The sequence below is a fragment of the Mycoplana ramosa genome (genome assembly GCF_041930185.1).
Classification (GTDB): domain Bacteria; phylum Pseudomonadota; class Alphaproteobacteria; order Rhizobiales; family Rhizobiaceae; genus Mycoplana; species Mycoplana ramosa.
This window is the reverse complement of sequence record NZ_JBHEEW010000006.1, coordinates 136,848-157,590: the sequence shown is the minus strand read 5'-3', so window position 1 is coordinate 157,590 and position 20,743 is coordinate 136,848. Positions and strand designations below refer to the sequence as shown.

Below are 20,743 nucleotides of genomic sequence, written 5' to 3'. Positions count from 1 at the left end.
CGCGTTTGCCCGATGGTCGCACCATGCTGATTGCCATCCTTTCAGACATTCATGCCAACCGCGAGGCCTTTGAAGCGGTCCTGGCCGCAACCGCGGCCGCAGGCGCTTCCGAGGTGGTTCTCCTCGGTGATCTCGTCGGCTATGGCGCCGATCCCGTATGGTGCACCGAGCGCGCCATGGCCCTGGCGGAAAGCGGTGCGATCATTTTGCGCGGCAACCATGACCAGGCTGTATCGGACACCGCGATCAGGATGAACGCCACCGCCGCGTTGGCGATGGAGTGGACGCGCCGGCAACTTGGCGAGCAAGCGCGCGCTTTTCTCGCAGCCCTGCCGATGGAGGCGCAGGACGGCGGCCGATACTATGTTCACTCCGAGGCCACGGCACCGGAACGATGGCACTACGTCCTGGACAGCGCGGATGCCGACGCGCACCTGGCGATCTGCCTGGAACGCGTCAGTTTCTGTGGTCACGTGCATGTCCCTGCGCTCTATTGCACCGGCCCAACGAACAGGACGACGCCGTTCGAACCGCGCGACGCCACCGCCATCCCGCTCTTGCAGCAACGCAAGTGGCTGGCGGTTGTCGGATCCGTGGGGCAGCCACGCGACGGCAATCCCGCAGCCGCCTTCTGCCTTCTCGATACGGACACCAACGAGCTTCGTTTCATGCGTACAGCCTATGATGTCGAACTGGCCGCGGAGAAGATCCGTGCAGCCGGCCTGCCTCGCTCGATCGCAGAACGTCTTCTGGACGGGCGCTGACGCATGTCGAACGGGCGCGTCCACACCGGTGACATCGTCGATGGCTTCACGATCGGCGAGCTTGCCCACACCGGCGGCATGGCCCGCCTCTGGAGCGTGACGCGCCCGGACATCGATTTTCCGCTTCTGATGAAGATCCCGATGCTCGGGGAAGGCGACGATCCGGCCGCCATCGTCAGCTTCGAGATGGAGCAAATGATCCTGCCGCGGCTCTCGGGACCGCACGTGCCGCGGTTTGTCGGCAGCGGCGACTTTTCCTCATTGCCCTATCTCGTCATGGAACGGGTCCCCGGCCCGTCCCTCGCCACGCTCTCGGACCGTCTGCCGCTGCCGCCCGACGAAGTCGCCCGACACGGCGCCAACGTCGCCATCGCGCTCGATGCGCTGCATCGCCAACACGTCGTCCATCTCGACCTCAAGCCGGCCAACGTGTTGATGCGCAAAACCGGCGAAGCGGTGCTGATCGACTATGGCCTTGCCCGCCACAATCTGCTGCCAGACCTGATGCAGGAGGAGTTTCGCCTGCCCTACGGAACCGCGCCCTACATGGCGCCCGAGCAGGTTCTCGGCCGCCGGCACGATTATCGCAGCGACATTTTCGCCCTCGGGTCGATGTTGTATTTTTTGGCGACCGGCGAGCATCCCTTTGGCGACCCGCAGCGCCTCAGTGGGCTCAAGCAACGCCTTTGGCGCGATCCGTGGCCGCCGCGTGCCCGAAGCGGTGCCATCCCGCACGCCCTGCAGGAAGTGATATTGCGCTGCCTCGAGGTCAATCCGGCCTGGCGATACCTCACCGCAGCCGAGCTCGCCGCCGACCTGCAGGACCTTTCACGGGTCAAGTTGACGGCACGCGCCTCGAGAATGAAGCGGGATCCCTTTCTCGAGGTGATCCGCCGCCGTTTCAATCCCGTTCCGATCGAGACTTTGAGCCGGCACCCCGGCACTGCACAGAAGGCCGACCCGAGAATGGTTCTAGTCGCGCTCGACCTTGGTGCGGCGGCAGCTGCCACGGCAGGCCCACTGCGGCGCGCCGTCGCCTCGATCGTCGACGGCATGCCGGACGCGCGCATCGCGTGCGTGAACGTCCTGCGCATCAATCGGGTCGCAATCGATACGTCCCTCGACGAGGAAGGACGCAACAAGCGCGTCCTAAGGCTTGCAGAATTGAATGCGTGGGCGGCGCCGCTGAAAGCGCGCGGCGGGCCGATAACATTCCACGTCCTGGAGGCCGTGTCGCCAGCCGATGCGATCCTGGAATTTGCCCGGCAGAACCGCGTCGACCAGATCGTCATGGGCGCCCGCGGCGAATCACGGATGCGCTCCATGCTCGGCAGCGTCTCGGGCACGGTCGCCGCCCACGCGCCGTGCACGGTCACTGTCGTGCGGGAGCGTTTCGAGGCAGACAGCCAAGAACCTGCAGAAACAGTGCCGGCCCCAGCATCAGAACCGCCCGTCGCGACGGAATGAACCCGCATTGGCCGATCGGCAAGGGAGATCCCGGACATGAAAAGGCCCGGTCTTTCGACCGGGCCCCGATTTCATCATTTGGCAATCGAGAGCGTCAGACGAGCCGCGACTGCTCCAGCGCCGCCTCGATGAAGCTTGCGAACAGCGGATGCGGGTCGAGCGGCCGGCTCTTCAGTTCCGGATGATACTGGACACCGATGAACCAAGGATGGTCGGGGTATTCGATCGTTTCCGGCAGCACGCCGTCCGGCGACATGCCCGAGAAGACCAGGCCACAGCTCTCGAGACGGTCCTTGTAATCGACGTTCACCTCGTAACGGTGGCGATGGCGCTCGGAAATCTCGGTGGAGCCATAGATGTCGGCGATCTTGGTGCCCGCCTTCAGCGTCGCACGGTAGGCGCCAAGCCGCATCGTGCCGCCGAGATCGCCGGACGCGCTCCGCTTCTGCAATTCATTGCCCTTGACCCACTCGGTCATCAGGCCGACGACCGGCTCCTCGGTCTTGCCGAATTCCGTGGACGACGCCTTCTCAATTCCTGCCAGGTTGCGGGCCGCTTCCACCACCGCCATCTGCATGCCGAAGCAGATGCCGAAATAGGGAACCTTGCGCTCGCGCGCGAACTTGGCCGCCTGGATCTTGCCTTCCGAACCGCGCTCGCCGAAACCGCCCGGAACGAGGATGCCGTGCACCTTCTCAAGATACGGCGCCGGATCTTCCTTCTCGAAAACCTCGGACTCGATCCAGTCGAGGTTGACCTTCACGTGGTTGGCAATCCCACCGTGGTGAAGCGCCTCGATCAGCGACTTGTAGGCGTCCTTCAGCCCGGTGTACTTGCCGACGATCGCAATCGTCACCTCGCCTTCCGGCGTCTTGATGCGATCCGAAACGTTCTGCCAGGGTTCGAGACGCGGCTTCGGCGCCGGCTCGATGCCGAACGCGGCCAGAACCTCGTCGTCCAGGCCTTCCTTGTGGTAGGCGAGCGGCACGTCGTAGATCGAGGAGACGTCCAGGGCCTGGATGACGGCGGTGGGGCGCACGTTGCAGAACAGCGACAGCTTTCTGCGCTCGGCTTCCGGTATTTCCCGGTCGGCCCGCACCAGCAGGATATCCGGGTGGATACCCATCGCCTGAAGTTCCTTGACCGAGTGCTGCGTCGGTTTGGTCTTCAGTTCACCCGCCGCCGGGATGTACGGCATCAGCGTCAGGTGGACGTAGACCGCAGTGCCGCGCGGCAGGTCGTTGCCGAGTTGGCGGATCGCCTCCATGAACGGCATCGCCTCGATGTCGCCGACCGTGCCGCCGATCTCGCAGATGACGAAGTCGTAGTCCTCGTTGCCATCGGTGATGAAGTTCTTGATTTCGTTGGTGACGTGCGGGATCACCTGAACGGTCGCGCCGAGATAGTCGCCGCGCCGTTCCTTGTCGATGATGTTCTTGTAGATGCGACCGGTGGTGATGTTGTCGGTCTTCGTCGCCGAGCGCCCGGTGAAGCGCTCGTAGTGGCCGAGGTCCAGGTCCGTCTCCGCGCCGTCGTCGGTGACGAAAACCTCGCCGTGCTGCGTCGGGCTCATCGTGCCCGGATCGACGTTGAGGTAGGGGTCCAGCTTGCGAAGCCTCACCCGGTAGCCACGGGCCTGAAGCAACGCTCCGAGAGCGGCGGCCGCAATTCCTTTTCCGAGGGAAGAAACCACGCCGCCTGTGATGAATACATATCGCGCCATGGGAGTCACCGGATACCTTTTCACTAATGATTCCGCCACCGAAAAATTGCCTTGGGGCAATTTTTCGTGGGGAATGCCTGGTTTTCGCACAAGAAGACGGCCGGCGGGCGGATGCGCCTGCCGGCCGGATCACATCGTTTTTTCTGTTACTGACCGGTCGGGACGTCGGTCGGCTGGCTTGGCGCTGCCGGCGCCTGGCCGCTGCCCGTTGCCGGAGCCGCACCACTGTCGGTCGGAACAGCGTTGTTGTTTGCCGGTGCCGCCGGAGCCGGGGTTTCGCCGCCGAGCGAGTCCAGAACGCCCGCGCCGTTGCCGGACGTGCCGGGGATCCGGTCGAGGATGTCCGTCGGCTTCGACTCGTAGCGGGACAGGATGCCCATGGCGAGCGCCAGCGCGAAGAACAGCACGGCCAGGATTGCGGTCGTGCGCGTCAGGGCGTTCGCAGCACCCCGGGCCGACATGAAGCCGGAGCCGCCGCCAATGCCGAGACCGCCGCCCTCGGACCGCTGGATCAGCACGATGCCGATCAGAGCCACGACGACCATGAGATAGATGACAAGCAAAACGGTCTGCATTTTGAGATCCCGCCCGAAGGCACAAGAAGGAGAATGCGGCTCAATATACCAAGCCGGCGGTCATTCCAAGCCCTTGCCGGCAAAAGCCGGCGTCAGGCCGTCAACGCTTCGTACGCCCGGTAAATGGCGAGAAAGTCTTCCGACTTCAAGCTTGCCCCACCGATCAGCGCACCGTCGACATTGGCAATGCCCATCAGTTCCTTTGCATTGCCCGGCTTGACCGAGCCGCCGTAAAGGAGCCGCATCGTCGCGCCCTCCCCGCCAAACCGTGATTTCAGTTCCTCCCGCATGAAGGCATGGGCTGCGGCAATGTCGGCGGCGGTCGGCGTCAGGCCGGTACCGATCGCCCAGACCGGTTCATAGGCGATGACCGTGTTCTCCGCCATCGCACCGTCCGGTACGGATCCCGCAAGCTGAGCCTTCAGCACGTCGAGCGTCTTGCCCTCCTTGCGCTCGTCGGCCGTCTCGCCGATGCAGATGATGGCAACCAGTTCGGCCTCATGCGCCCGTTCGGCCTTCACGCGCACCAAGGCGTCGGTCTCGGCATGGTCGGTGCGGCGTTCCGAGTGTCCGACGATGACGTGCGTTCCAAAGCAATCGGCGATCATCTCGGCGGAAACGTCGCCGGTGTGGGCGCCGGAGACTTTGTGGTGGCAGTCCTGCGCGCCGATCATCAACGGGCTGTCGTCGCAGAGCGCGGTCGCGACATAGAGCAGCGTCGCCGGCGGGCAGATCAACGTCTCCACCTTTTCCGACAGCGGCCCCTTCACGCCTTCTGCCATCGCCTTGATCTGGTCGAGCGAGGCCCGAGTGCCATTCATCTTCCAGTTTCCGGCTACAAGCGGGGTCACGTCCGGGGTCATGCTGCCTCCCAATGGTGTCGATCGTTTCGAGCGCCCTAGCAAATCCGCACGATCAATGTAAGGGCAAAGCGCAACAGCCGCGCCCATCCCATGGCCGCGACCTCATTGCGCCAGGATCCAGTTCAGCGTCTCACGCCAATCGGTCATCCGTACCGGCGTGCCGTGCGAACCGGTGCGAAACAGGACGAACTGCGTGGGGACACCGGCCTTGAGAAGCGTGCGGAAGAGCGCGATCTGGTCGTCCGCAGCGTAGACCTTGTCGCGCTCGCCGTGGGTGAAATAGATCGGCAGCTTCGCCTTGTAGGCGGCACTGTCGGCGTAGTTCGGATCGGCAGCGCCACCCATGATGACCATGCCGGCAAGGTCCTGCACCGCATCGGCATTGCGCGCGATCTGCCAGCAGATGAAGCTGCCCATGGAGGCGCACGACAGCACGACCGGGGCGCCGGGCGAGTTGCGCCGCACCTCCTGGATCAGGCCGGCAACGGGTGCGGCGCCTTTCTCGTCGAAGCTCTTGACGCTTGCGGAATAATAGACCCCGCCATTGCGCACGGCGAGGTTCTTCAGCCGATTGAAGTTTCCGCCAAAACTCCAGTCGTTGTTGCCAAGCCGCCGGTCTCCGCCGCGCCCATGGATGAAGATCACGGAGAATGAGGCTCCCTTCTGCCGCCCCGTCGCTGCCACGTCGAGAGGCCCCCCCGACGTCTCGAGCGTCAGGTTCTCCTGTTCGCGCTTGACGGCGGTGGAAACGTAGGGTGCCTTGACGCGTCGTTCCGGGATCTGGTCGCGACCGTTGATGTCGCGCATTTCCTGATAGTCGACCACGCGCAGCGCACCGCCGTCTGCAATTTCAAGAACCGCGGGATATGAGAACAGTTCGTCCTTCCAGGGCTGCAATGCTGCCGCCATCGCCGTGTACGGTAGGGCTAAAAGCAGGACCGCGGCCAGAACCGGCCGTAAGCGGCAATGAATTGTGGACTGAGGCATCGAGTCTGGCTCCCTTGCGGCGGCACGTCTTGCCATTCCGGGCCCGGCGGCGCAATCCTCGGCGGAAAACTCATCGGTGCGAGCTTTGCGGCAAGAGCCTTGGCCTCGAAAGAGAACGAATCGCGAAACCAGTCGAATTCTGCCAGACTTGCGGTGATTCGCCGGATCGATGCGAAGCCTTGCAATTGCCAGCCATCTCGGCCTATCCGATGGCCAACCCGGAACAAAGTCTGAACAGCCCGATGGACGACAACAACGATCTTTTCGCCAAAATCGAAAGCACGCCCAAACCAGACGCGGCCCCCGCGACGCCGCGTCCCGCGCAGCCGGCTACGGCAGCAACCACACCAGCTGCGGCGCGCCCCGCCCACCCGTCGGGCGACGGCGGCGACTACGACGCGTCCGCGATCCGCGTCCTCGAAGGGCTCGAACCGGTCCGCATGCGCCCAGGCATGTATATCGGCGGCACGGACGAGAAGGCACTGCATCATCTCTTTGCCGAGGTGATCGACAACGCAATGGACGAGGCCGTCGCCGGCCATGCCAACTTCATCGAGGTCAGCCTGGACGCCGAGGGCTTCCTGACCGTTACCGACAATGGTCGCGGCATACCGGTGGAAAACCATCCGCAGATGCCGGGCAAGTCCACGCTCGAGGTCATCCTGACGGTGCTGCATGCAGGCGGCAAGTTCGACGGCAAGGCCTATGAGACCTCGGGCGGCCTGCACGGCGTCGGCGTCTCCGTCGTCAATGCGCTGTCGGACCACCTCGAGGTGGAGGTCGCCCGCAACCGCAAGCTCTACCGCCAGCGTTTTTCGCGGGGCGTCGCGCAGGGGCCGCTGGAAGAGGTCGGCGACGTGCAGAACCGCCGCGGCACCAAGGTGCGGTTCCATCCAGACCCGGAAATCTTCGGCCCGCACGCCCGTTTCGACCCGAGTCGCGTCTTCCGCATGGCCCGCTCCAAGGCCTATCTCTTCGGCGGCGTCGAGATCCGCTGGAGCTGCGACCCGACCCTGCTGCAGGAGGGTTCGGAGACGCCGGAAAAGGCCGTCTTCCATTTCCCCGGCGGCCTCAAGGACTATCTGCAGGCCACGCTTGGCAAGGAATACACGGTCACGCGCGAGATCTTTGCCGGCAAGACGGAAAAGTCCGGCGGCCACGGGGCGCTCGAATGGGCCGTCACCTGGTATGGCGGCGACTCGCTGATCCATTCCTATTGCAACACGATCCCGACCGCCGACGGCGGCACGCACGAAGCAGGCCTTCGCATCGCGCTGACCAAGGGCCTGAAGAACTACGCCGAACTGACGCAAAACAAGCGCGCATCTGTCATCACCACCGACGACGTGATGATTTCAGCCGTCGGCATGCTCTCGGTGTTCATCCGCGAACCGGAATTCGTCGGCCAGACGAAGGACAAGCTCGCCACCGTCGAAGCGCAACGCATCGTCGAGAACGCGCTGCGCGACCCCTTTGACCACTATCTCGCCGACAATCCCGCCGAAGCAGCCAAGCTGCTCGAATGGGTGATCGAACGCGCCGAAGAGCGCCTGCGCCGGCGCAAGGAGAAGGAAGTTAGCCGCAAGACGGCGGTGCGCAAGCTGCGCCTCCCCGGCAAGCTGGCCGATTGCTCGCAAAACTCCGCCGAGGGCGCAGAACTCTTCATCGTCGAGGGCGATTCGGCCGGCGGCTCGGCCAAACAGGCGCGAAACCGCGCCAACCAGGCGATCCTCCCGCTGCGCGGCAAGATCTTGAACGTCGCCAGCGCCGGCCGCGAAAAGCTCGGCGCCAATCAGCAGATCGCCGACCTGATCCAGGCGTTGGGCTGCGGGACGCGGTCGAAGTATCGCGAGGAAGACTTGCGCTATGAGCGCGTCATCATCATGACGGACGCCGACGTCGACGGGGCACACATCGCCACGCTGCTGATCACATTCTTCTATCAGGAGATGCCGGAGCTGATCCGCGGCGGACACCTCTACCTCGCCGTGCCGCCGCTCTATCGCATCAGCCAGGGCGCGAAAGTCGGCTACGCCCGCGACGACGCCCATCGTGAAGAACTGATGCGCACGGAATTTTCCGGCCGCGGCAAGGTCGAGATCGGCCGCTTCAAGGGCCTCGGCGAGATGCTGCCCTCGCAGCTCAAGGAAACCACGATGGATCCGGCCAAGCGCACGCTGCTCAAGGTCGAGGTCGACGATGTGGATTTCGAAGGCACGCGTGAAGCCGTGGACAACCTGATGGGAACCAAGGCCGACGCCCGCTTCCGTTTCATCCAGGAACGCGCCGCCTTCGCCGAAAACATCGACATCTGACCGCGTCCATCGTCACAACGGGTCGATCGCCAAGCCGTATGCGGACTGGGCTGTCGCACAGTGCGCGGCGGAAGTCAGGCGGCGACTTGCGCCTGGATGGCAAAGGCCCGCGCGGATTGACGCTGTTCGGCGCGCGAAAATCCTTCAATCCTCTCCAGCAACTCCCGCGACGCGCCGCTGAGGGCCTCGCCGGCACGAGCGGCAAGCCGCGCAGAGACGCTGGCCGGCGCAGCGCCACGCCTGGCGTCCTTGCGCCAGAGCAGCACCGCATCGGCAAACAGGGCGCTGACATCCCGCTCCAGACCCGAAGCCTCGAACAGGGCCCGAATGGCGGCCTGGCGGCCATCCGCCAGAATCGAGCGGACGCGCCGTTCCCGCTGACCGGAAAGGTTCACGATGGCGGCAGCGAAGAACTCGATACGCCCCGCGCAAAGGGCCTGCATCAGAAATAGCGGGGTCAGTCGACCGCAGACACGAAGATGCTCCACCAGTTGGTCGATTTCTCCCGCATCCGCATCCGCCGCCAAGCCGATCGTCGCCACATCGCAAGCCTCGCGCGTGACGCGTTGCACCCGGCTCGTTCCGATCGCAGCCTGCACCAGCGAGAATCCGGCGAGCGCCGATCCGACTTTCTCGACAAGCGCCTGCCGGGCATCGCTGGGAAGATCTTCCCGTTCCAGAAGCAGGGCCCGGACCTCCGCGTCGTCGCCGTGACGCTCGCAAATTCGCTTAAGGCTCGGCTTTGAGAGCGAGGCGCCGTCATTTGCCAGCAATGTCAGGACGTCGAACACGCTGCCGATCTCGATCAGAGCCGCGCAGACCACTCGGGACAGGACGCGGCGATGTGCAATCAGCGACCGCGTGACGTCGCCGCCATGGGCGGCAAGATCAACCAGGTCCGTGTCCGTCAGCACCTGCGAACGCAGGATGACCTGTGCTGCGATCTCGGGCTGGTCTTCCGCCAATGCCACGATCACCGCGCGCGGCGCCTCAGCGCAGTCGGCAAGCGCCTCGGCCAGCGCCAGCCGCACCTTCGGCGCGGGGTCGTCCAGCAGGAACAGCATCGCCATCTCGGCCGCGTTCCGCTCGTCCCGCCCGATGGCGTCACTGGCGTAGGCTCTGGCGAGCGCACTTGCTGCCTTCGCCCGGTCACTTGTCTTTGCGGTTTCAGCCCATCTGAGAAAGGCGTGGATGATCACGTGGCGCCCCAATGCTTCAGATTCCATCTGCAATGCGTCAATGCTAGCGACAAATGGTTTACGATTGGTTCACCATGTTTATTAACCCGTCGCGCCCGCAACCGCAGGCACTGAGAACGCCGGCACATTGCAGCCGACGGCCAGCGGACCTACAAGGATACATGCCAAAATCGTTTCGTTCGTTGTTGCTTGTCGGTAAAGACGCCCCCCCTGCAGACTGCGGAGGCGCCGATGCACTCGTGTGCGACCCATCGCTCGCACCCCGCGTCCAGCCCGGAATCGGTCTCTTTCTCACGCTGCCGGATGAGCATGAGAACACCCTTCGTTCGCTCATCCGGCTCGGCCCGACCGGTATCGTCCTGACGAACTGCCATTCGGGCGCCGATGCCCAGAGGCTGGACGTGCTGCTGTCCGTCGCCGAAGCCGAAGAAGGTCTGACGAACGGCACGACGCGCATCCTCGCCTTCACCGACGGCCTCCTGCCCCCACCACGTTCGCAAGCCGGTTTCCGCGGAAAGTCGCAGCGCCTGCACGGTCTGGTCTGGGACTGGCGCGCGCTGGCGCAAACACTTGGGGCCGTACGGCATCAGGAGGCGGATGGCCGCTGGACGGACGCGTTCGCTCAGGCCCGCGCCGCCACCTTGATCGCCGCGAAGGCAGCCGGCGTTTGCGCCTATGATGTCACCCCGAACCCTGTGGGTCGGGAATTTTCAAGCCAATGCCGGGCGGCACGCGTTGACGGCTTCGATGGCCGCGCCACCGTCGAGCCCGGTCAGCTTGCGGCAATCAATGCGGCTTTCGAGGCGTCGGCCTGACGGGCCGGCGGCGCCCAGAGCGCTACCGGCGTTGCGGCCGCATCATCTCGAACACCTCGCCGGCGTCGCAATAGTCCATGTAGCCCATGCGTCCGACCGGCCGGACGAGCGACATGTCGAGGCGACCGTCTCGCACGGCCTCGTCCTTGATGTGGATGCCGATGACCTGGCCGAAAACGACCCAGCTGTCCGAAAACATTCCGTCCAATCCGCGTGGTCGCATCACTTCGGTCATCCGGCACTCAAGTGCCGCGAATGCCTCACCGACGAGCGGCGCATCGACAAGGCGCGCCGGCGCGGGCGTTAGCCCGGCGATTTCGAACTCGCTCTCGCCGTAGTCTGCGGCAATCGACGTCATGTTCATTTGCTCGGTCAGACTGCGACTGACGAAACTGCAGGTGAAGACCCCGGTCTCCTCGATGTTGCGAACGCTGTGCTTGTGGCCGCTCGAAGAAAACATCACCAGCTTGGGCTTGTCGCTGACCGCGTTGAAAAAGGAATAGGGCGCGAGGTTCAGGCTTCCATCCGCTCCCTTCGTTCCGATCCAGCCGATCGGACGCGGCGACACGATCGCCTTGAAGGGATCGTGGCTCAAACCGTGCGCATTGGCCGCCGTGTCGTAAAACATCGTTCCTTTCCCTCAGTCTGGCTCCCCGACCCAGGACACGATGTCCTTGAGGTCCGGACGCGGCCGCTCCGTCGGCGGCACCATCGCGGTGCCGATGTGGATGAAGCCGGCAATCTTCTCGCCCGGCTTGACGCCGAGCACGGGATAGGCGCGCTCATCGAAGGCGTACCATTCCGTCAGCCAGTTGGAGGCGAACCCATGGGCGTTGGCCGCCATCAGCAGATTGAGGCACACCGCCCCGGCCGACATCAGCTGTTCCCATTCGGGAATCTTCGGGTGCGGCGCCGCCGTGCTGACGACGGCCACCACGACAGGCGCACGCGAAAGCCGTGTGTTCTCAACAGCGATCATTTCCGCCGAAAGATCGGGCTTGTCGGCAATGGCAATCTTGAAGAGTTCGGCGCTAATGCGTTCGCGCTCGGCGCCCCGATAGACGATGAAGCGCCAGGGCGCCAGCTTGCCGTGGTCGGGCACGCGCGAGGCAAGGCGCAGCATGGATTCGATTTCCGCCTGGCCGGGTCCGGGCGATGCCATTTGAAAGGCCGGAATGGAGCGACGGTTGGAAAGATAGTCGAAAAGTCTGATATCGGTTTTCATCCAGGGGAAGTTCCACTAACGTGCGGCCGTCGGGCGGCCATCAAATTGCCATGTGCCGGGCATTCAAGTGGAGCCAACGAGTCAGGAAGTCAACCTTCGCCATGCCCACCCAACGTCTTTCCGCTCTTGCCGGGATACTCTCTCTTTGCGCCTGCATGGTTGTCGCAAATGCAGCCGTCGCACAGGATACGCTGGAGAGCTTTTCCCAGATCACGACACCGAAGAAGAGCGGCAAGCTGACGTCCTTCAATCCGCTCGTCACCGGCGAGGCCGAGCCGCAGAACCTGCGCGAAGTCACTTGCGAAGCCTTGCTGACCGCGGACGGCTCACCGATGCAGCACGGCCTCAGCTGGCGCATTTTCTCCCCCATCCCGGGCGCCGACGGCAAACTGCCGCTGCTGGCGACGTCCGAGGGCGGTTCGGCCGCGTTCCGGCTGGTGCCGGGCGAATACTTCGTCAATGTCGCGTTCGGCCGTGCCGCGGCGACCAAGAAGCTGCTGGTGCCCGAATCGGGCCCGGTCGAAAAACAGGTCATGGTGCTGGATGCAGGCGGCATCATGCTGAACGCCGTCTCCGGCTCGGACGTGCGCATCCCGCCGAACGACCTCACTTTCTCGATCTATTCATCGGAAGTCGGCGAGGACGGCGAGCGCAGCCTTATCGTGCGCGACGTCAAACCGAACACGGTGGTTCGCCTCAACGCCGGCACCTATCACGTCGTCTCCGACTACGGCACCGTCAATGCGGTGATTCGCGCCGATATCCAGGTCGAGGCCGGCAAGCTGATCCAGGCGACCATCCAGCACCGGGCGGCGCAGCTGACACTCAAGCTCGTCGCCGAAGAAGGCGGCGAGGCGATCGCCGACACGGCCTGGTCCATCCTCACCTCCTCCGGCGACGTGGTCAGCGAAAGCGTAGGGGCTTTTCCGACCCTCGTGCTCGCCGAAGGTCAATACACGGCCGTGGCCCGCAACAAGAAGCAGATCTACCAGCGCGACTTTACCGTGACGGCCGGCCAGAACACGGACGTCGAGGTTCTCTTGACGGAGACCCCCGAGCAGCAAGCGCAGGCGGTGATCGACTGATCGATTGCCCTCCCGCCGGACCGGATGGCCGCTGGCCTGAACGGTGCGGTCGCTTCTCGCAACTCTTGTCGTATCCGGTCAAGGCGCTGGGCTGAGATCCAATAACGGCTGAAAACAGGCTCCGCCTTCGTGGTGAAGGCGAAGCCCGGGTGCGTTGCTTCAGGCAATAACGCGGGTTGCCTTCCGCTTCAGGTCCGGTGCCGTGGCCTCGTCCGTCAAGGCTGCGATCGCCTCGTCGAGCGACAGCGACGTCTGGTTCTGCGATCCGAGCCGGCGGATGTTGACCGTCCGCTCCTCGGCCTCGCGCTTGCCGCAGACGATGATGACCGGCACCTTAGTCACGGAGTGCTCGCGCACCTTGTAGTTAATCTTCTCGTTGCGAAGGTCGGTTTCGACCGTCAGGCCGGCGTCACGCAGTTGCTCTGCCACCTCGCGGGCGTAGTCGTCGGCTTCCGAGGTGATCGTGGCGACCACCACCTGCAGCGGCGAGATCCACAGCGGCATGTGGCCGGCAAAGTTCTCGATCAGAATGCCGAGGAAGCGCTCCATCGAGCCGCAGACGGCACGGTGGATCATCACCGGCTGGCGCTTCTCGGAGGCGTGGTCGATGTAGAACGCGCCGAAACGTTCCGGCAGGTTGAAGTCGACCTGGGTCGTGCCGCACTGCCACTCGCGGCCGATCGCGTCCTTCAGCGTGTATTCGAACTTCGGGCCGTAGAACGCGCCCTCGCCCGGCAGGATGCCGGTCTTGATCTTGCCGCCGGACTGCGCCTCGATCTGCTTCAGCACGTCCATCATCACGCTTTCGGCCCGATCCCACAGCTCGTCGGAACCGACCCGCTTCTCCGGCCGGGTCGAGAGCTTCACCACCACCTCGGAGAAGCCAAAATCCTCGTAGACCGACAGGATCAGATCGTTGATGCGCAGGCACTCGGCCGCCATCTGCTCGTCGGTGCAGAAAACGTGCGCGTCGTCCTGGGTGAAGCCACGCACGCGCATCAGGCCATGCAGCGCGCCGGACGGCTCGTAGCGGTGGACGTTTCCGAATTCCGCAAGCCGGACAGGAAGTTCGCGGTAAGATTTCAAGCCATGCTTGAAGATCTGGACGTGCCCGGGGCAGTTCATCGGCTTCAGCGCGAAGACGCGGTCGTCATCGGTGTCGTCGCCGGCAACGGTGACCTTGAACATGTTGTCGCGGTACCAGCCCCAGTGACCGGAGGTTTCCCAGAGCGACTTGTCCAGCACCTGCGGCGCGTTGACTTCCTGGTAGGTGTTGGCGAGACGGCGGCGCATGTAGGCAACCAGCGTCTGGAACATGCGCCAGCCCTTGCCGTGCCAGAAGACGACGCCCGGCCCCTCTTCCTGGAAGTGGAACAGGTCCATCTCGCGGCCGAGGCGGCGATGGTCGCGCTTCTCGGCCTCGGCCAGGATGTGCAGGTAGTTGTCGAGCTCTTCCTGGGTATGCCAGGCGGTGCCGTAGATGCGGGTCAGCATCGGGTTGTTGCTGTCGCCGCGCCAGTAGGCGCCCGCCACCTTCATCAGCTTGAAGGCGGTGCCGATCTGGCCGGTCGAGGCCATGTGCGGGCCGCGGCAGAGGTCGAACCAGTCGCCCTGGTAGTAGATCTTCAGGTCCTGGCCTTCGGGAATCGCGTCGACCAGTTCGACCTTGTAGGCCTCGCCCCTGGCGGCAAAGACCTCCTTCGCCTTTTCGCGCGACCAGATCTCCTTGGTGAACGGCTTGTTGCGGGCGATGATCTCCTTCATCCGCTTTTCGATCTTCGGCAGATCGTCGGGGGTGAAGGGCTCGTCCTTGGCGAAGTCGTAGTAGAAACCGTTCTCAATCACCGGACCGATGGTCACCTGCGTGCCCGGCCACAGCTCCTGTACGGCTTCCGCCATCACGTGCGCGGCATCGTGGCGGATCAGTTCGAGCGAGCGGGCATCGTCGCGGGTAACAATCTCGATCCGGCCATTGGCAACAGGATCGGCAAGGTCGCGCAGCTCGCCGTCAAGCGCGATCGCAACAGCCTTCTTCGCCAGCGACTTGGAGATCGACTCGGCCACGTCGCGGCCGGTCGCGCCCACAGGGAATTCGCGCAAGGAGCCATCGGGAAAAGTGAGGGAAACGGTATTCGACATCATGAACTCCTATCCAGTCCCGCCAACGAATGCGGGTGGTCGAAACAACAGATGACCAGTCGGGTGATTGATCTGCGGCCTGATTAGTGCGTTTCGGGGCGCGAGTAAAGAATCTGCTCCCCGCTGGTCGCTTTCACGTCAGGCTTTTGATCGCGCACCAGTTGAAGTTCGTCTCGCCATGCCTCGATGGCATAGGTCCGCAAGGCTCAGCGTGTGTCAGCGGTTTTGTGGGAAGACACCCGCCACAATCGCCAGGGCGCCCACCAGGCAAAGCGCGTGGCCAGGCGTTCCGGAACGGGATCGAAGCCCGACGTGCCGCCCGGTCCGCAGCGGACAACGCGGAAGAGGGCCATCCAGCCGCCGTGCCAAAGGCCATGGCGGGCGATCGCCTCGTAGCCGTATTCCGAGCAGGTCGGCAGGTGCCGGCAGGAATTGCCGATGAAGCCGGACAACGTCAGTTGATAGAGGCGGACACCCCCCACTCCGAACAATCGTCCCGGTGTTTTGGCGAAGGGGCCGGGCCAGTTGCGGCCGCGATATTGTCGGCGGTCGGAGGTGTGGTCGCAGTCGGGGGCGTTACACATGCCGCGACGTCTCCGTCATGCCGGCCTCGAGCCGGCATCCAGCGCCGCGTCGGCGGCGCAAAGGTCTTTTCCGCGCTCAAGGGCTTGAGCGCGCTGGATCCCGGCGTTCCGGCCGGGATGACGGAACGGCAAGCTTGAAAAGCACCCCCTCACCCCACCGTCTCCAGCCGCTTTGCCTCGATCTGGCCGATCGCGTCGACGACGGCATCGAAGGTCAGCATCGTCGAGGCGTGGCGGGCCTTGTAGTCGCGCACCGGGCGCAGGAAGCGCATGTCCTCAAAGCGTCCAGTTGGTCCGTCGCCATCGGCCTTGAGCATCGCCAGCATGTCTTCGCGCGCCTGTCGGACCTCCGCGGCCGTCGCGCCGACGACGTGGCGCGCCATGATCGAGGACGAGGCCTGGCCGAGCGCGCAGGCCTTCACCTCATGCGCGAAATCGCTGATCCGGTCGCCGTCCATCTTCAGCCAGATCCGCACCTTCGAACCACAGAGCTTCGAGTGCGCGGCCGCCTCCGCGTCGGCATCGGCCAGCATACCAGTTCGCGGGATATTGCCAGCAAAATCAAGAATGCGGCTGTTGTAGATGTCGTCCATCGAACTTGCGTTTTCCCTGTCCTGATTTCTACTTTGTGCGCAATTTTGCTCCAGCCGGGCACAATTTTCCAGCGCGGCCGTGAAAAAAGCACTCGGTGTCGCGCCCAGCCTCTTCCACAGCCATCCGGCGATACTATATGCTATGTCGTGTTGGGGCGACCGTTTTGCAATGCCGAAAGGTCGCCTGTTGTTTGGGAAACCGTGCCGGACGATCGAGCGCACTGAGAAGCCGAGATCGGAAAGCCCCGGAGCCCGCCAACGGAACCCAAGCCTGCAGGGTTAGGCGAATGGCCAGTGGCGAGTCCGACATTGACGCGAGTCAACCTGCAGAAAGGCCATGGATACATGGACGCGGTAATAAAGAATTTCCCGGTCGGCGACGACAAGGCGGGCCGTCCCTCGCAGAAAGAGGCCGAGGACGCCGTACGCGTCCTGTTGCGCTGGGCCGGCGACGATCCGGAGCGCGAGGGCCTGCTCGACACGCCGGCCCGGGTCGCAAAGGCCTATCGTGAGCTGTTTTCCGGCTATGACCTCGACCCCGAGGAGGTGCTGGGTCGCACCTTCGATGAAGTGGCGGGCTACGACGACATCGTGCTCGTCAAGGACATCCCGTTCTATTCGCACTGCGAACATCATATGGTTCCGATCATCGGCCGCGCCCATGTCGCCTATCTGCCGGCTGGTCGCGTGCTCGGACTGTCAAAGATCGCCCGTGTGGTCGAGATCTACGGTCGCCGGCTGCAGACTCAGGAATCGATGACGGCGCAGATCGCCAACGCCATCGACGAGACGCTGCGCCCCCGCGGCGTCGCCGTGATGATCGAGGCGGAGCACATGTGCATGGCGATGCGTGGCATCCAGAAGCAGGGCTCGACGACGCTGACGACCACCTTCACCGGCGCGTTCAAGAGCGAGCCGGCCGAACAGGTTCGCTTCATGACCATGATCCGGGGTCGCGGCTGAGGCCGCCGACCCCGTCCGCACCGGGCATGGCGATGCAGTTTGACACCCCCTCCACCGACAAGACCGAACTGGAAACCGGCGGGGCCTTTACGCCGCGCTTCGACGAGCATGGTCTTGTCACGGCCGTCGTCACCGACGCCCGCGATGGCGAACTCCTGATGGTCGCCCACATGAATGCCGAGGCGCTGGCGCTGACGATCGAGACCGGCATCGCCCACTACTGGAGCCGTTCGCGCAGGGCGCTGTGGAAGAAGGGCGAAACGTCCGGAAACCTGCAGACGGTCGTCGAACTGCGCACGGACTGTGACCAGGATGCGGTTTGGCTAAAGGTCTCCGTGGCCGGGCACGACGCCACCTGCCACACCGGCCGCCGCTCGTGCTTCTATCGCACCGTCAGCCGCAATGGCGACGAAGCACGGCTGACCGTGGCCGACGATCGCATCCAGTTCGATCCGAACGATGTCTACGGCAAGGCATAGCGCCAACGGGCAATCGGGTTCGGACTCCGGACAGTTCATCAATTGGCAATGGATTGGGTTCGTAATGTCTCCGACGCGCCAGCGGCGCGGACGCAATCAAGCTGCGCGATGCATGTGAGCCGATTTCGGCCTCCGGCAACGCGCTGGACGGAAGACAGCCATGGCAGCAGATTCTCATCACCACGCGCAGACATGTCCCTGTTGGCCCAATTCGATCTTTTCCTGCGGGCTATTGCCCGCCTGCCCTGACTACACCTTATTGATGAGCCAAAGCCAACACTATCGCCTCAACGAGGCAGATTGGGCTGATCCCGAGACCAGTGCCAGCACGCCTTGTTTGCATTATTCTTCAGAAAGAGCGGAGGCGGCTGGGGAACTCATGCGCGTGTCAAGCCTTCTCCACATCGGAGGCCCGTCATCATGTTGAACTGGAGTTTCAGCCGAAGCACGGCGGGTACGTCTGATCCGGGTGATCCGTCCGTCAACAGCCTGCCTCCCCCTGCCCCAACCGTCGACAGCCGCGCACGGATCGCCCTGGCGCTCGGTGGCGGTGCGGCGCGTGGGTGGGCGCATATCGGCGTGCTGCGCGCGCTCGATGAGGAGCAGATCGAAGTCAGCATGATCGCCGGAACCTCGATCGGCGCCCTGGTCGGCGGATGCTATCTGGCCGGCAAGCTCGACGAACTGGAAAGCTTCGCCCGTTCGCTCACCATGCGCCGGCTTGCCAGCCTGCTCGATTTCACGATCCGCGGCAGCGGCCTGTTCGGCGGCATGCGCCTGACGCGGCGCATGCAGGAACATCTGGAAAATCTCTCGATCGAGTCCCTCGGCCGGCCGTTTGTCGCGGTGGCGACCGAGATCAACAGCGGCCACGAGGTCTGGATCGGTGGCGGCTCCCTCATCACCGCGATCCGGGCGTCCTACGCCCTGCCCGGGATTTTCGAGCCAATCCAGTGCAACGGGCGCACGCTGGTCGACGGGGCGCTCGTCAACCCGGTGCCCGTCTCCGTCTGCCGGGCCTATGAACAGCCGCTCGTCGTGGCCGTGAACCTGAACTACGATCTCTACGGTCGCTCCGCGGTCATCAAGCATATCGCGAGCGCGCAGCCGATGGACACTGCCGCACGACAGGAGAGCGGTGCGGTACGGCTTGGTCTGACCAGCGTGATGGTGCAATCGTTCAACATCATCCAGGACCGCATCGCCCGTGCGCGGCTGGCCGGCGATCCGCCCGATCTGGCCCTGCATCCGCGCCTGAGCGACATCGGCCTGTCCGAATTCCACCGCGCGGGAGAAGCGATCGACCGCGGCTATGTGGAAACCAAGTCGAAGATCGCCGAGATCAAGCGCATGCAGGAAGCGCTGATACGGTAGCCGTCCGCACGCTGGTTGCGTCGCGGCGCCAGACACCGCCAGCGCCCTAACGGGCTCGCCGGACGTGATCGTTTCCGTGCACTCAGCGGGAAATGTAGGCCTTGATTTCTTCCGCTTCCCGTTCGATCGAGCGAATATGGGCCTTGACGACGTCGCCGATCGAGATGATCCCCACGAGGCGGCCGTCTTTCTCCACCGGGATATGCCGTGCCCGCAGTTTGCTCATCATCTCCATGATCTCTTCCACCGTAGCGGTCTCTCCGCACCGATGGACGTTAGCCCACATCACCGAGGAAATCGGCCTGTCCAGACAATCGGCCCCGCTCTTGGCGACTGCGGCGACGATGTCGCGCTCCGTCAGGATGCCCGCGATCCGATCATTTCGGTCGACGATAACGATGGCTCCGATGTGATTGTCTCGCAGATAGACGGCAGCTTGACGAACTGTAAGTTGCGGACCGGCGGTAACGACATTGCGGCCCTTTTCGTCAAGGATGGACTTTACATACATGCCTTCCTCCTGTGCAACATGATGCAGAGCGGCAGGAAACCCGACAGGATCACCCTGGCAGCAGAAGGTCACCAAAACCGACCCTCCTCGTGTGCCGTGCAAGCCGAACACCCGGTCATGGTGCGCTACGAGACCACCGAATGCAAGTCCGCCAATCGACCGGCCCTTTAGCTCGAACGGCGCGGCGCCTCACCTTCGGTGCGCAGACCGTCGAATAGCGGAAAGCAGAAGAAGCCGAACAGGAAACCGCCGATATGCGCTTCCCAGGCGACGGTTGCGCCGTCGGTGCCGCCGAAGAACTGCCCGAATCCGATTGCGAAATTGGTCAGAAACCAGATGGCCGAAAAGACCAGGACCGAACGATTCGACAGGCATTCGCGCACGGACAGCAGGCGGTTGCGGTGGGCGAACTGGCGGCTGATGCGACCGCTTGGCGAAAAGACGAAGCGCGCGGCCGCGCCCATCAGGCCGGAAACGACGCCTGATGCGCCGATCAGGACAAACAATTCGCCAGCGTACATCATCCAATGCAGTGCGGCAGCAGCAACGGCCGAAAGAAACCAGAACAGGATGAAGCGCCACGTGCCGATGCGGCGGACAACGGGTGCGCCGAACGCCACCATCCAGAACCCGTTGAACAGCAGGTGCTCCCAACTGCCGTGCAGGAACGAATAGGTCACCGTTGTCCACGCCCAGGCCCGGTCTGGCGCCAGGAATTGTGGCGCAAAGGTCGGAGAGATGAATGCAAACATCCGCAGCACCCACTCGTCCGCTCCGGGTGAAAGCAGATACGCACGGACCGCATGGATGAACGTGAGGATCGACAGCGCCACCACCAGGCTTGCCGGCAGATTGAATGCAGGTTCCCGCTTCCGGGCCCCTCCGGGCAAAACGTCCTTGCTGTCACTATCCATCGTATCCGCCGCGTCCCGGGAGGTGAGCACTGCGGCGTTTATACAGATAAAAGACGGGCCGTACAGCTTTCGCCGTACGGCCCCGAGCCCCCAAAACCCCGGCCCGACAATTGTGCTGAAGGCTTCCCTTCGTGATGATGACGGTGTGCCATGGCCCGCCGCCACGCA

20 protein-coding genes are annotated in these 20,743 nt (G+C 63.9%); 8 read left to right on the top strand and 12 right to left on the bottom strand.

Annotated features, from left to right (window positions below):
• The first annotated feature begins 23 nt into the window (after positions 1-23).
• Both JNC62_RS09625 and JNC62_RS09620 read left to right on the top strand, forming a co-directional pair.
• Positions 24-764: a metallophosphoesterase family protein gene (locus JNC62_RS09625; RefSeq protein WP_374838187.1), complete on the top strand. Its 741-nt coding sequence runs from the start codon at positions 24-26 to the stop codon at positions 762-764.
• A 3-nt stretch (positions 765-767) separates the two neighbouring features.
• On the top strand, positions 768-2,231 hold the full coding sequence (locus tag JNC62_RS09620; protein ID WP_374838185.1) for a serine/threonine protein kinase: 1,464 nt from the start codon (positions 768-770) through the stop codon (positions 2,229-2,231).
• Between the two features lie 94 nt (positions 2,232-2,325).
• On the opposite strand, the gene pyrG is transcribed toward JNC62_RS09620, so the two are convergent.
• From pyrG to JNC62_RS09600, 4 genes are all read right to left on the bottom strand, one after another.
• Positions 2,326-3,954: a CTP synthase gene (pyrG, locus tag JNC62_RS09615; RefSeq protein ID WP_374838183.1), complete on the bottom strand. Its 1,629-nt coding sequence runs from the start codon at positions 3,952-3,954 to the stop codon at positions 2,326-2,328.
• A 146-nt stretch (positions 3,955-4,100) separates the two neighbouring features.
• Positions 4,101-4,529, bottom strand: coding sequence for a preprotein translocase subunit SecG (gene secG / locus JNC62_RS09610; RefSeq protein WP_374838182.1), 429 nt, complete (start codon positions 4,527-4,529; stop codon positions 4,101-4,103).
• A gap of 92 nt (positions 4,530-4,621) precedes the next feature.
• A complete protein-coding gene (tpiA, locus tag JNC62_RS09605) occupies positions 4,622-5,392 on the bottom strand; it encodes a triose-phosphate isomerase (protein ID WP_374838181.1) in 771 nt (256 codons plus the stop codon).
• A gap of 102 nt (positions 5,393-5,494) precedes the next feature.
• Complete coding sequence (locus tag JNC62_RS09600; protein WP_374838179.1) at positions 5,495-6,379, bottom strand: dienelactone hydrolase family protein; 885 nt, start codon at positions 6,377-6,379, stop codon at positions 5,495-5,497.
• Between the two features lie 242 nt (positions 6,380-6,621).
• Between JNC62_RS09600 and parE the strand changes: the two genes are divergently transcribed.
• A complete protein-coding gene (gene parE, locus JNC62_RS09595) occupies positions 6,622-8,694 on the top strand; it encodes a DNA topoisomerase IV subunit B (RefSeq protein WP_374838387.1) in 2,073 nt (690 codons plus the stop codon).
• Positions 8,695-8,768: 74 nt separating this feature from the next.
• Here parE and JNC62_RS09590 read toward each other — a convergent pair whose 3' ends face one another.
• Entirely contained in the window at positions 8,769-9,920 is a 1,152-nt protein-coding gene (locus JNC62_RS09590; RefSeq protein WP_374838178.1) for a DUF2336 domain-containing protein, read from the bottom strand.
• A 212-nt stretch (positions 9,921-10,132) separates the two neighbouring features.
• Between JNC62_RS09590 and JNC62_RS09585 the strand changes: the two genes are divergently transcribed.
• Positions 10,133-10,708, top strand: coding sequence for an aldolase/citrate lyase/malate synthase family protein (locus tag JNC62_RS09585; protein WP_374838176.1), 576 nt, complete (start codon positions 10,133-10,135; stop codon positions 10,706-10,708).
• A gap of 22 nt (positions 10,709-10,730) precedes the next feature.
• Here the strand turns inward: JNC62_RS09585 and JNC62_RS09580 are convergent, their stop codons facing one another.
• Both JNC62_RS09580 and JNC62_RS09575 read right to left on the bottom strand, forming a co-directional pair.
• Positions 10,731-11,336 (bottom strand): flavin reductase family protein, encoded by a 606-nt coding sequence (locus JNC62_RS09580; protein ID WP_374838174.1) that lies wholly within the window; start codon positions 11,334-11,336, stop codon positions 10,731-10,733.
• Between the two features lie 12 nt (positions 11,337-11,348).
• On the bottom strand, positions 11,349-11,933 hold the full coding sequence (locus JNC62_RS09575; RefSeq protein ID WP_374838173.1) for a nitroreductase family protein: 585 nt from the start codon (positions 11,931-11,933) through the stop codon (positions 11,349-11,351).
• Positions 11,934-12,088: 155 nt separating this feature from the next.
• On the opposite strand from JNC62_RS09575, the gene JNC62_RS09570 reads away from it, so the two are divergent.
• Positions 12,089-13,018: an RgsD C-terminal domain-containing protein gene (locus JNC62_RS09570; protein WP_374838385.1), complete on the top strand. Its 930-nt coding sequence runs from the start codon at positions 12,089-12,091 to the stop codon at positions 13,016-13,018.
• Between the two features lie 159 nt (positions 13,019-13,177).
• On the opposite strand, the gene thrS is transcribed toward JNC62_RS09570, so the two are convergent.
• The 3 genes from thrS to JNC62_RS09555 all read right to left on the bottom strand — a co-directional run bounded on the left by thrS (position 13,178) and on the right by JNC62_RS09555 (position 16,334).
• Positions 13,178-15,157, bottom strand: coding sequence for a threonine--tRNA ligase (gene thrS, locus JNC62_RS09565; protein WP_374838171.1), 1,980 nt, complete (start codon positions 15,155-15,157; stop codon positions 13,178-13,180).
• Positions 15,158-15,363: 206 nt separating this feature from the next.
• Entirely contained in the window at positions 15,364-15,741 is a 378-nt protein-coding gene (gene yidD, locus JNC62_RS09560) for a membrane protein insertion efficiency factor YidD (RefSeq protein WP_374838169.1), read from the bottom strand.
• 149 nt (positions 15,742-15,890) lie between these two features.
• On the bottom strand, positions 15,891-16,334 hold the full coding sequence (locus tag JNC62_RS09555) for an iron-sulfur cluster assembly scaffold protein (protein WP_374838167.1): 444 nt from the start codon (positions 16,332-16,334) through the stop codon (positions 15,891-15,893).
• A 345-nt stretch (positions 16,335-16,679) separates the two neighbouring features.
• Between JNC62_RS09555 and folE the strand changes: the two genes are divergently transcribed.
• The 3 genes from folE (at position 16,680) to JNC62_RS09540 (ending at position 19,150) form a co-directional block, all read left to right on the top strand.
• Positions 16,680-17,297, top strand: a complete 618-nt coding sequence (folE, locus tag JNC62_RS09550) for a GTP cyclohydrolase I FolE (RefSeq protein WP_374838165.1) — start codon at positions 16,680-16,682, stop codon at positions 17,295-17,297.
• Between the two features lie 26 nt (positions 17,298-17,323).
• On the top strand, positions 17,324-17,776 hold the full coding sequence (gene hisI / locus JNC62_RS09545; protein ID WP_374838163.1) for a phosphoribosyl-AMP cyclohydrolase: 453 nt from the start codon (positions 17,324-17,326) through the stop codon (positions 17,774-17,776).
• Between the two features lie 420 nt (positions 17,777-18,196).
• Entirely contained in the window at positions 18,197-19,150 is a 954-nt protein-coding gene (locus JNC62_RS09540; RefSeq protein WP_374838161.1) for a patatin-like phospholipase family protein, read from the top strand.
• An 82-nt stretch (positions 19,151-19,232) separates the two neighbouring features.
• Here the strand turns inward: JNC62_RS09540 and JNC62_RS09535 are convergent, their stop codons facing one another.
• Positions 19,233-19,661, bottom strand: coding sequence for a CBS domain-containing protein (locus JNC62_RS09535; protein ID WP_374838159.1), 429 nt, complete (start codon positions 19,659-19,661; stop codon positions 19,233-19,235).
• Between the two features lie 167 nt (positions 19,662-19,828).
• Complete coding sequence (locus tag JNC62_RS09530) at positions 19,829-20,575, bottom strand: rhomboid family intramembrane serine protease (protein WP_374838384.1); 747 nt, start codon at positions 20,573-20,575, stop codon at positions 19,829-19,831.
• Positions 20,576-20,743: the final 168 nt, after the last annotated feature.

Excerpts from the sequence above, each read along its gene's own strand:
- JNC62_RS09625 (WP_374838187.1), top strand. The coding sequence starts at position 24 with ATGCTGATTGCCATCCTTTCAGACATTCATGCCAACCGCGAGGCCTTT.
- JNC62_RS09620 (WP_374838185.1), top strand. The coding sequence starts at position 768 with ATGTCGAACGGGCGCGTCCACACCGGTGACATCGTCGATGGCTTCACG.
- pyrG (WP_374838183.1), bottom strand. The coding sequence starts at position 3,954 with ATGGCGCGATATGTATTCATCACAGGCGGCGTGGTTTCTTCCCTCGGA.
- secG (WP_374838182.1), bottom strand. The coding sequence starts at position 4,529 with ATGCAGACCGTTTTGCTTGTCATCTATCTCATGGTCGTCGTGGCTCTG.
- tpiA (WP_374838181.1), bottom strand. The coding sequence starts at position 5,392 with ATGACCCCGGACGTGACCCCGCTTGTAGCCGGAAACTGGAAGATGAAT.
- JNC62_RS09600 (WP_374838179.1), bottom strand. The coding sequence starts at position 6,379 with ATGCCTCAGTCCACAATTCATTGCCGCTTACGGCCGGTTCTGGCCGCG.
- parE (WP_374838387.1), top strand. The coding sequence starts at position 6,622 with ATGGACGACAACAACGATCTTTTCGCCAAAATCGAAAGCACGCCCAAA.
- JNC62_RS09590 (WP_374838178.1), bottom strand. The coding sequence starts at position 9,920 with ATGGAATCTGAAGCATTGGGGCGCCACGTGATCATCCACGCCTTTCTC.
- JNC62_RS09580 (WP_374838174.1), bottom strand. The coding sequence starts at position 11,336 with ATGTTTTACGACACGGCGGCCAATGCGCACGGTTTGAGCCACGATCCC.
- JNC62_RS09575 (WP_374838173.1), bottom strand. The coding sequence starts at position 11,933 with ATGAAAACCGATATCAGACTTTTCGACTATCTTTCCAACCGTCGCTCC.
- JNC62_RS09570 (WP_374838385.1), top strand. The coding sequence starts at position 12,089 with ATGGTTGTCGCAAATGCAGCCGTCGCACAGGATACGCTGGAGAGCTTT.
- thrS (WP_374838171.1), bottom strand. The coding sequence starts at position 15,157 with ATGTCGAATACCGTTTCCCTCACTTTTCCCGATGGCTCCTTGCGCGAA.
- yidD (WP_374838169.1), bottom strand. The coding sequence starts at position 15,741 with ATGTGTAACGCCCCCGACTGCGACCACACCTCCGACCGCCGACAATAT.
- JNC62_RS09555 (WP_374838167.1), bottom strand. The coding sequence starts at position 16,334 with ATGGACGACATCTACAACAGCCGCATTCTTGATTTTGCTGGCAATATC.
- folE (WP_374838165.1), top strand. The coding sequence starts at position 16,680 with ATGGACGCGGTAATAAAGAATTTCCCGGTCGGCGACGACAAGGCGGGC.
- hisI (WP_374838163.1), top strand. The coding sequence starts at position 17,324 with ATGGCGATGCAGTTTGACACCCCCTCCACCGACAAGACCGAACTGGAA.
- JNC62_RS09540 (WP_374838161.1), top strand. The coding sequence starts at position 18,197 with ATGTTGAACTGGAGTTTCAGCCGAAGCACGGCGGGTACGTCTGATCCG.
- JNC62_RS09535 (WP_374838159.1), bottom strand. The coding sequence starts at position 19,661 with ATGTATGTAAAGTCCATCCTTGACGAAAAGGGCCGCAATGTCGTTACC.
- JNC62_RS09530 (WP_374838384.1), bottom strand. The coding sequence starts at position 20,575 with ATGGATAGTGACAGCAAGGACGTTTTGCCCGGAGGGGCCCGGAAGCGG.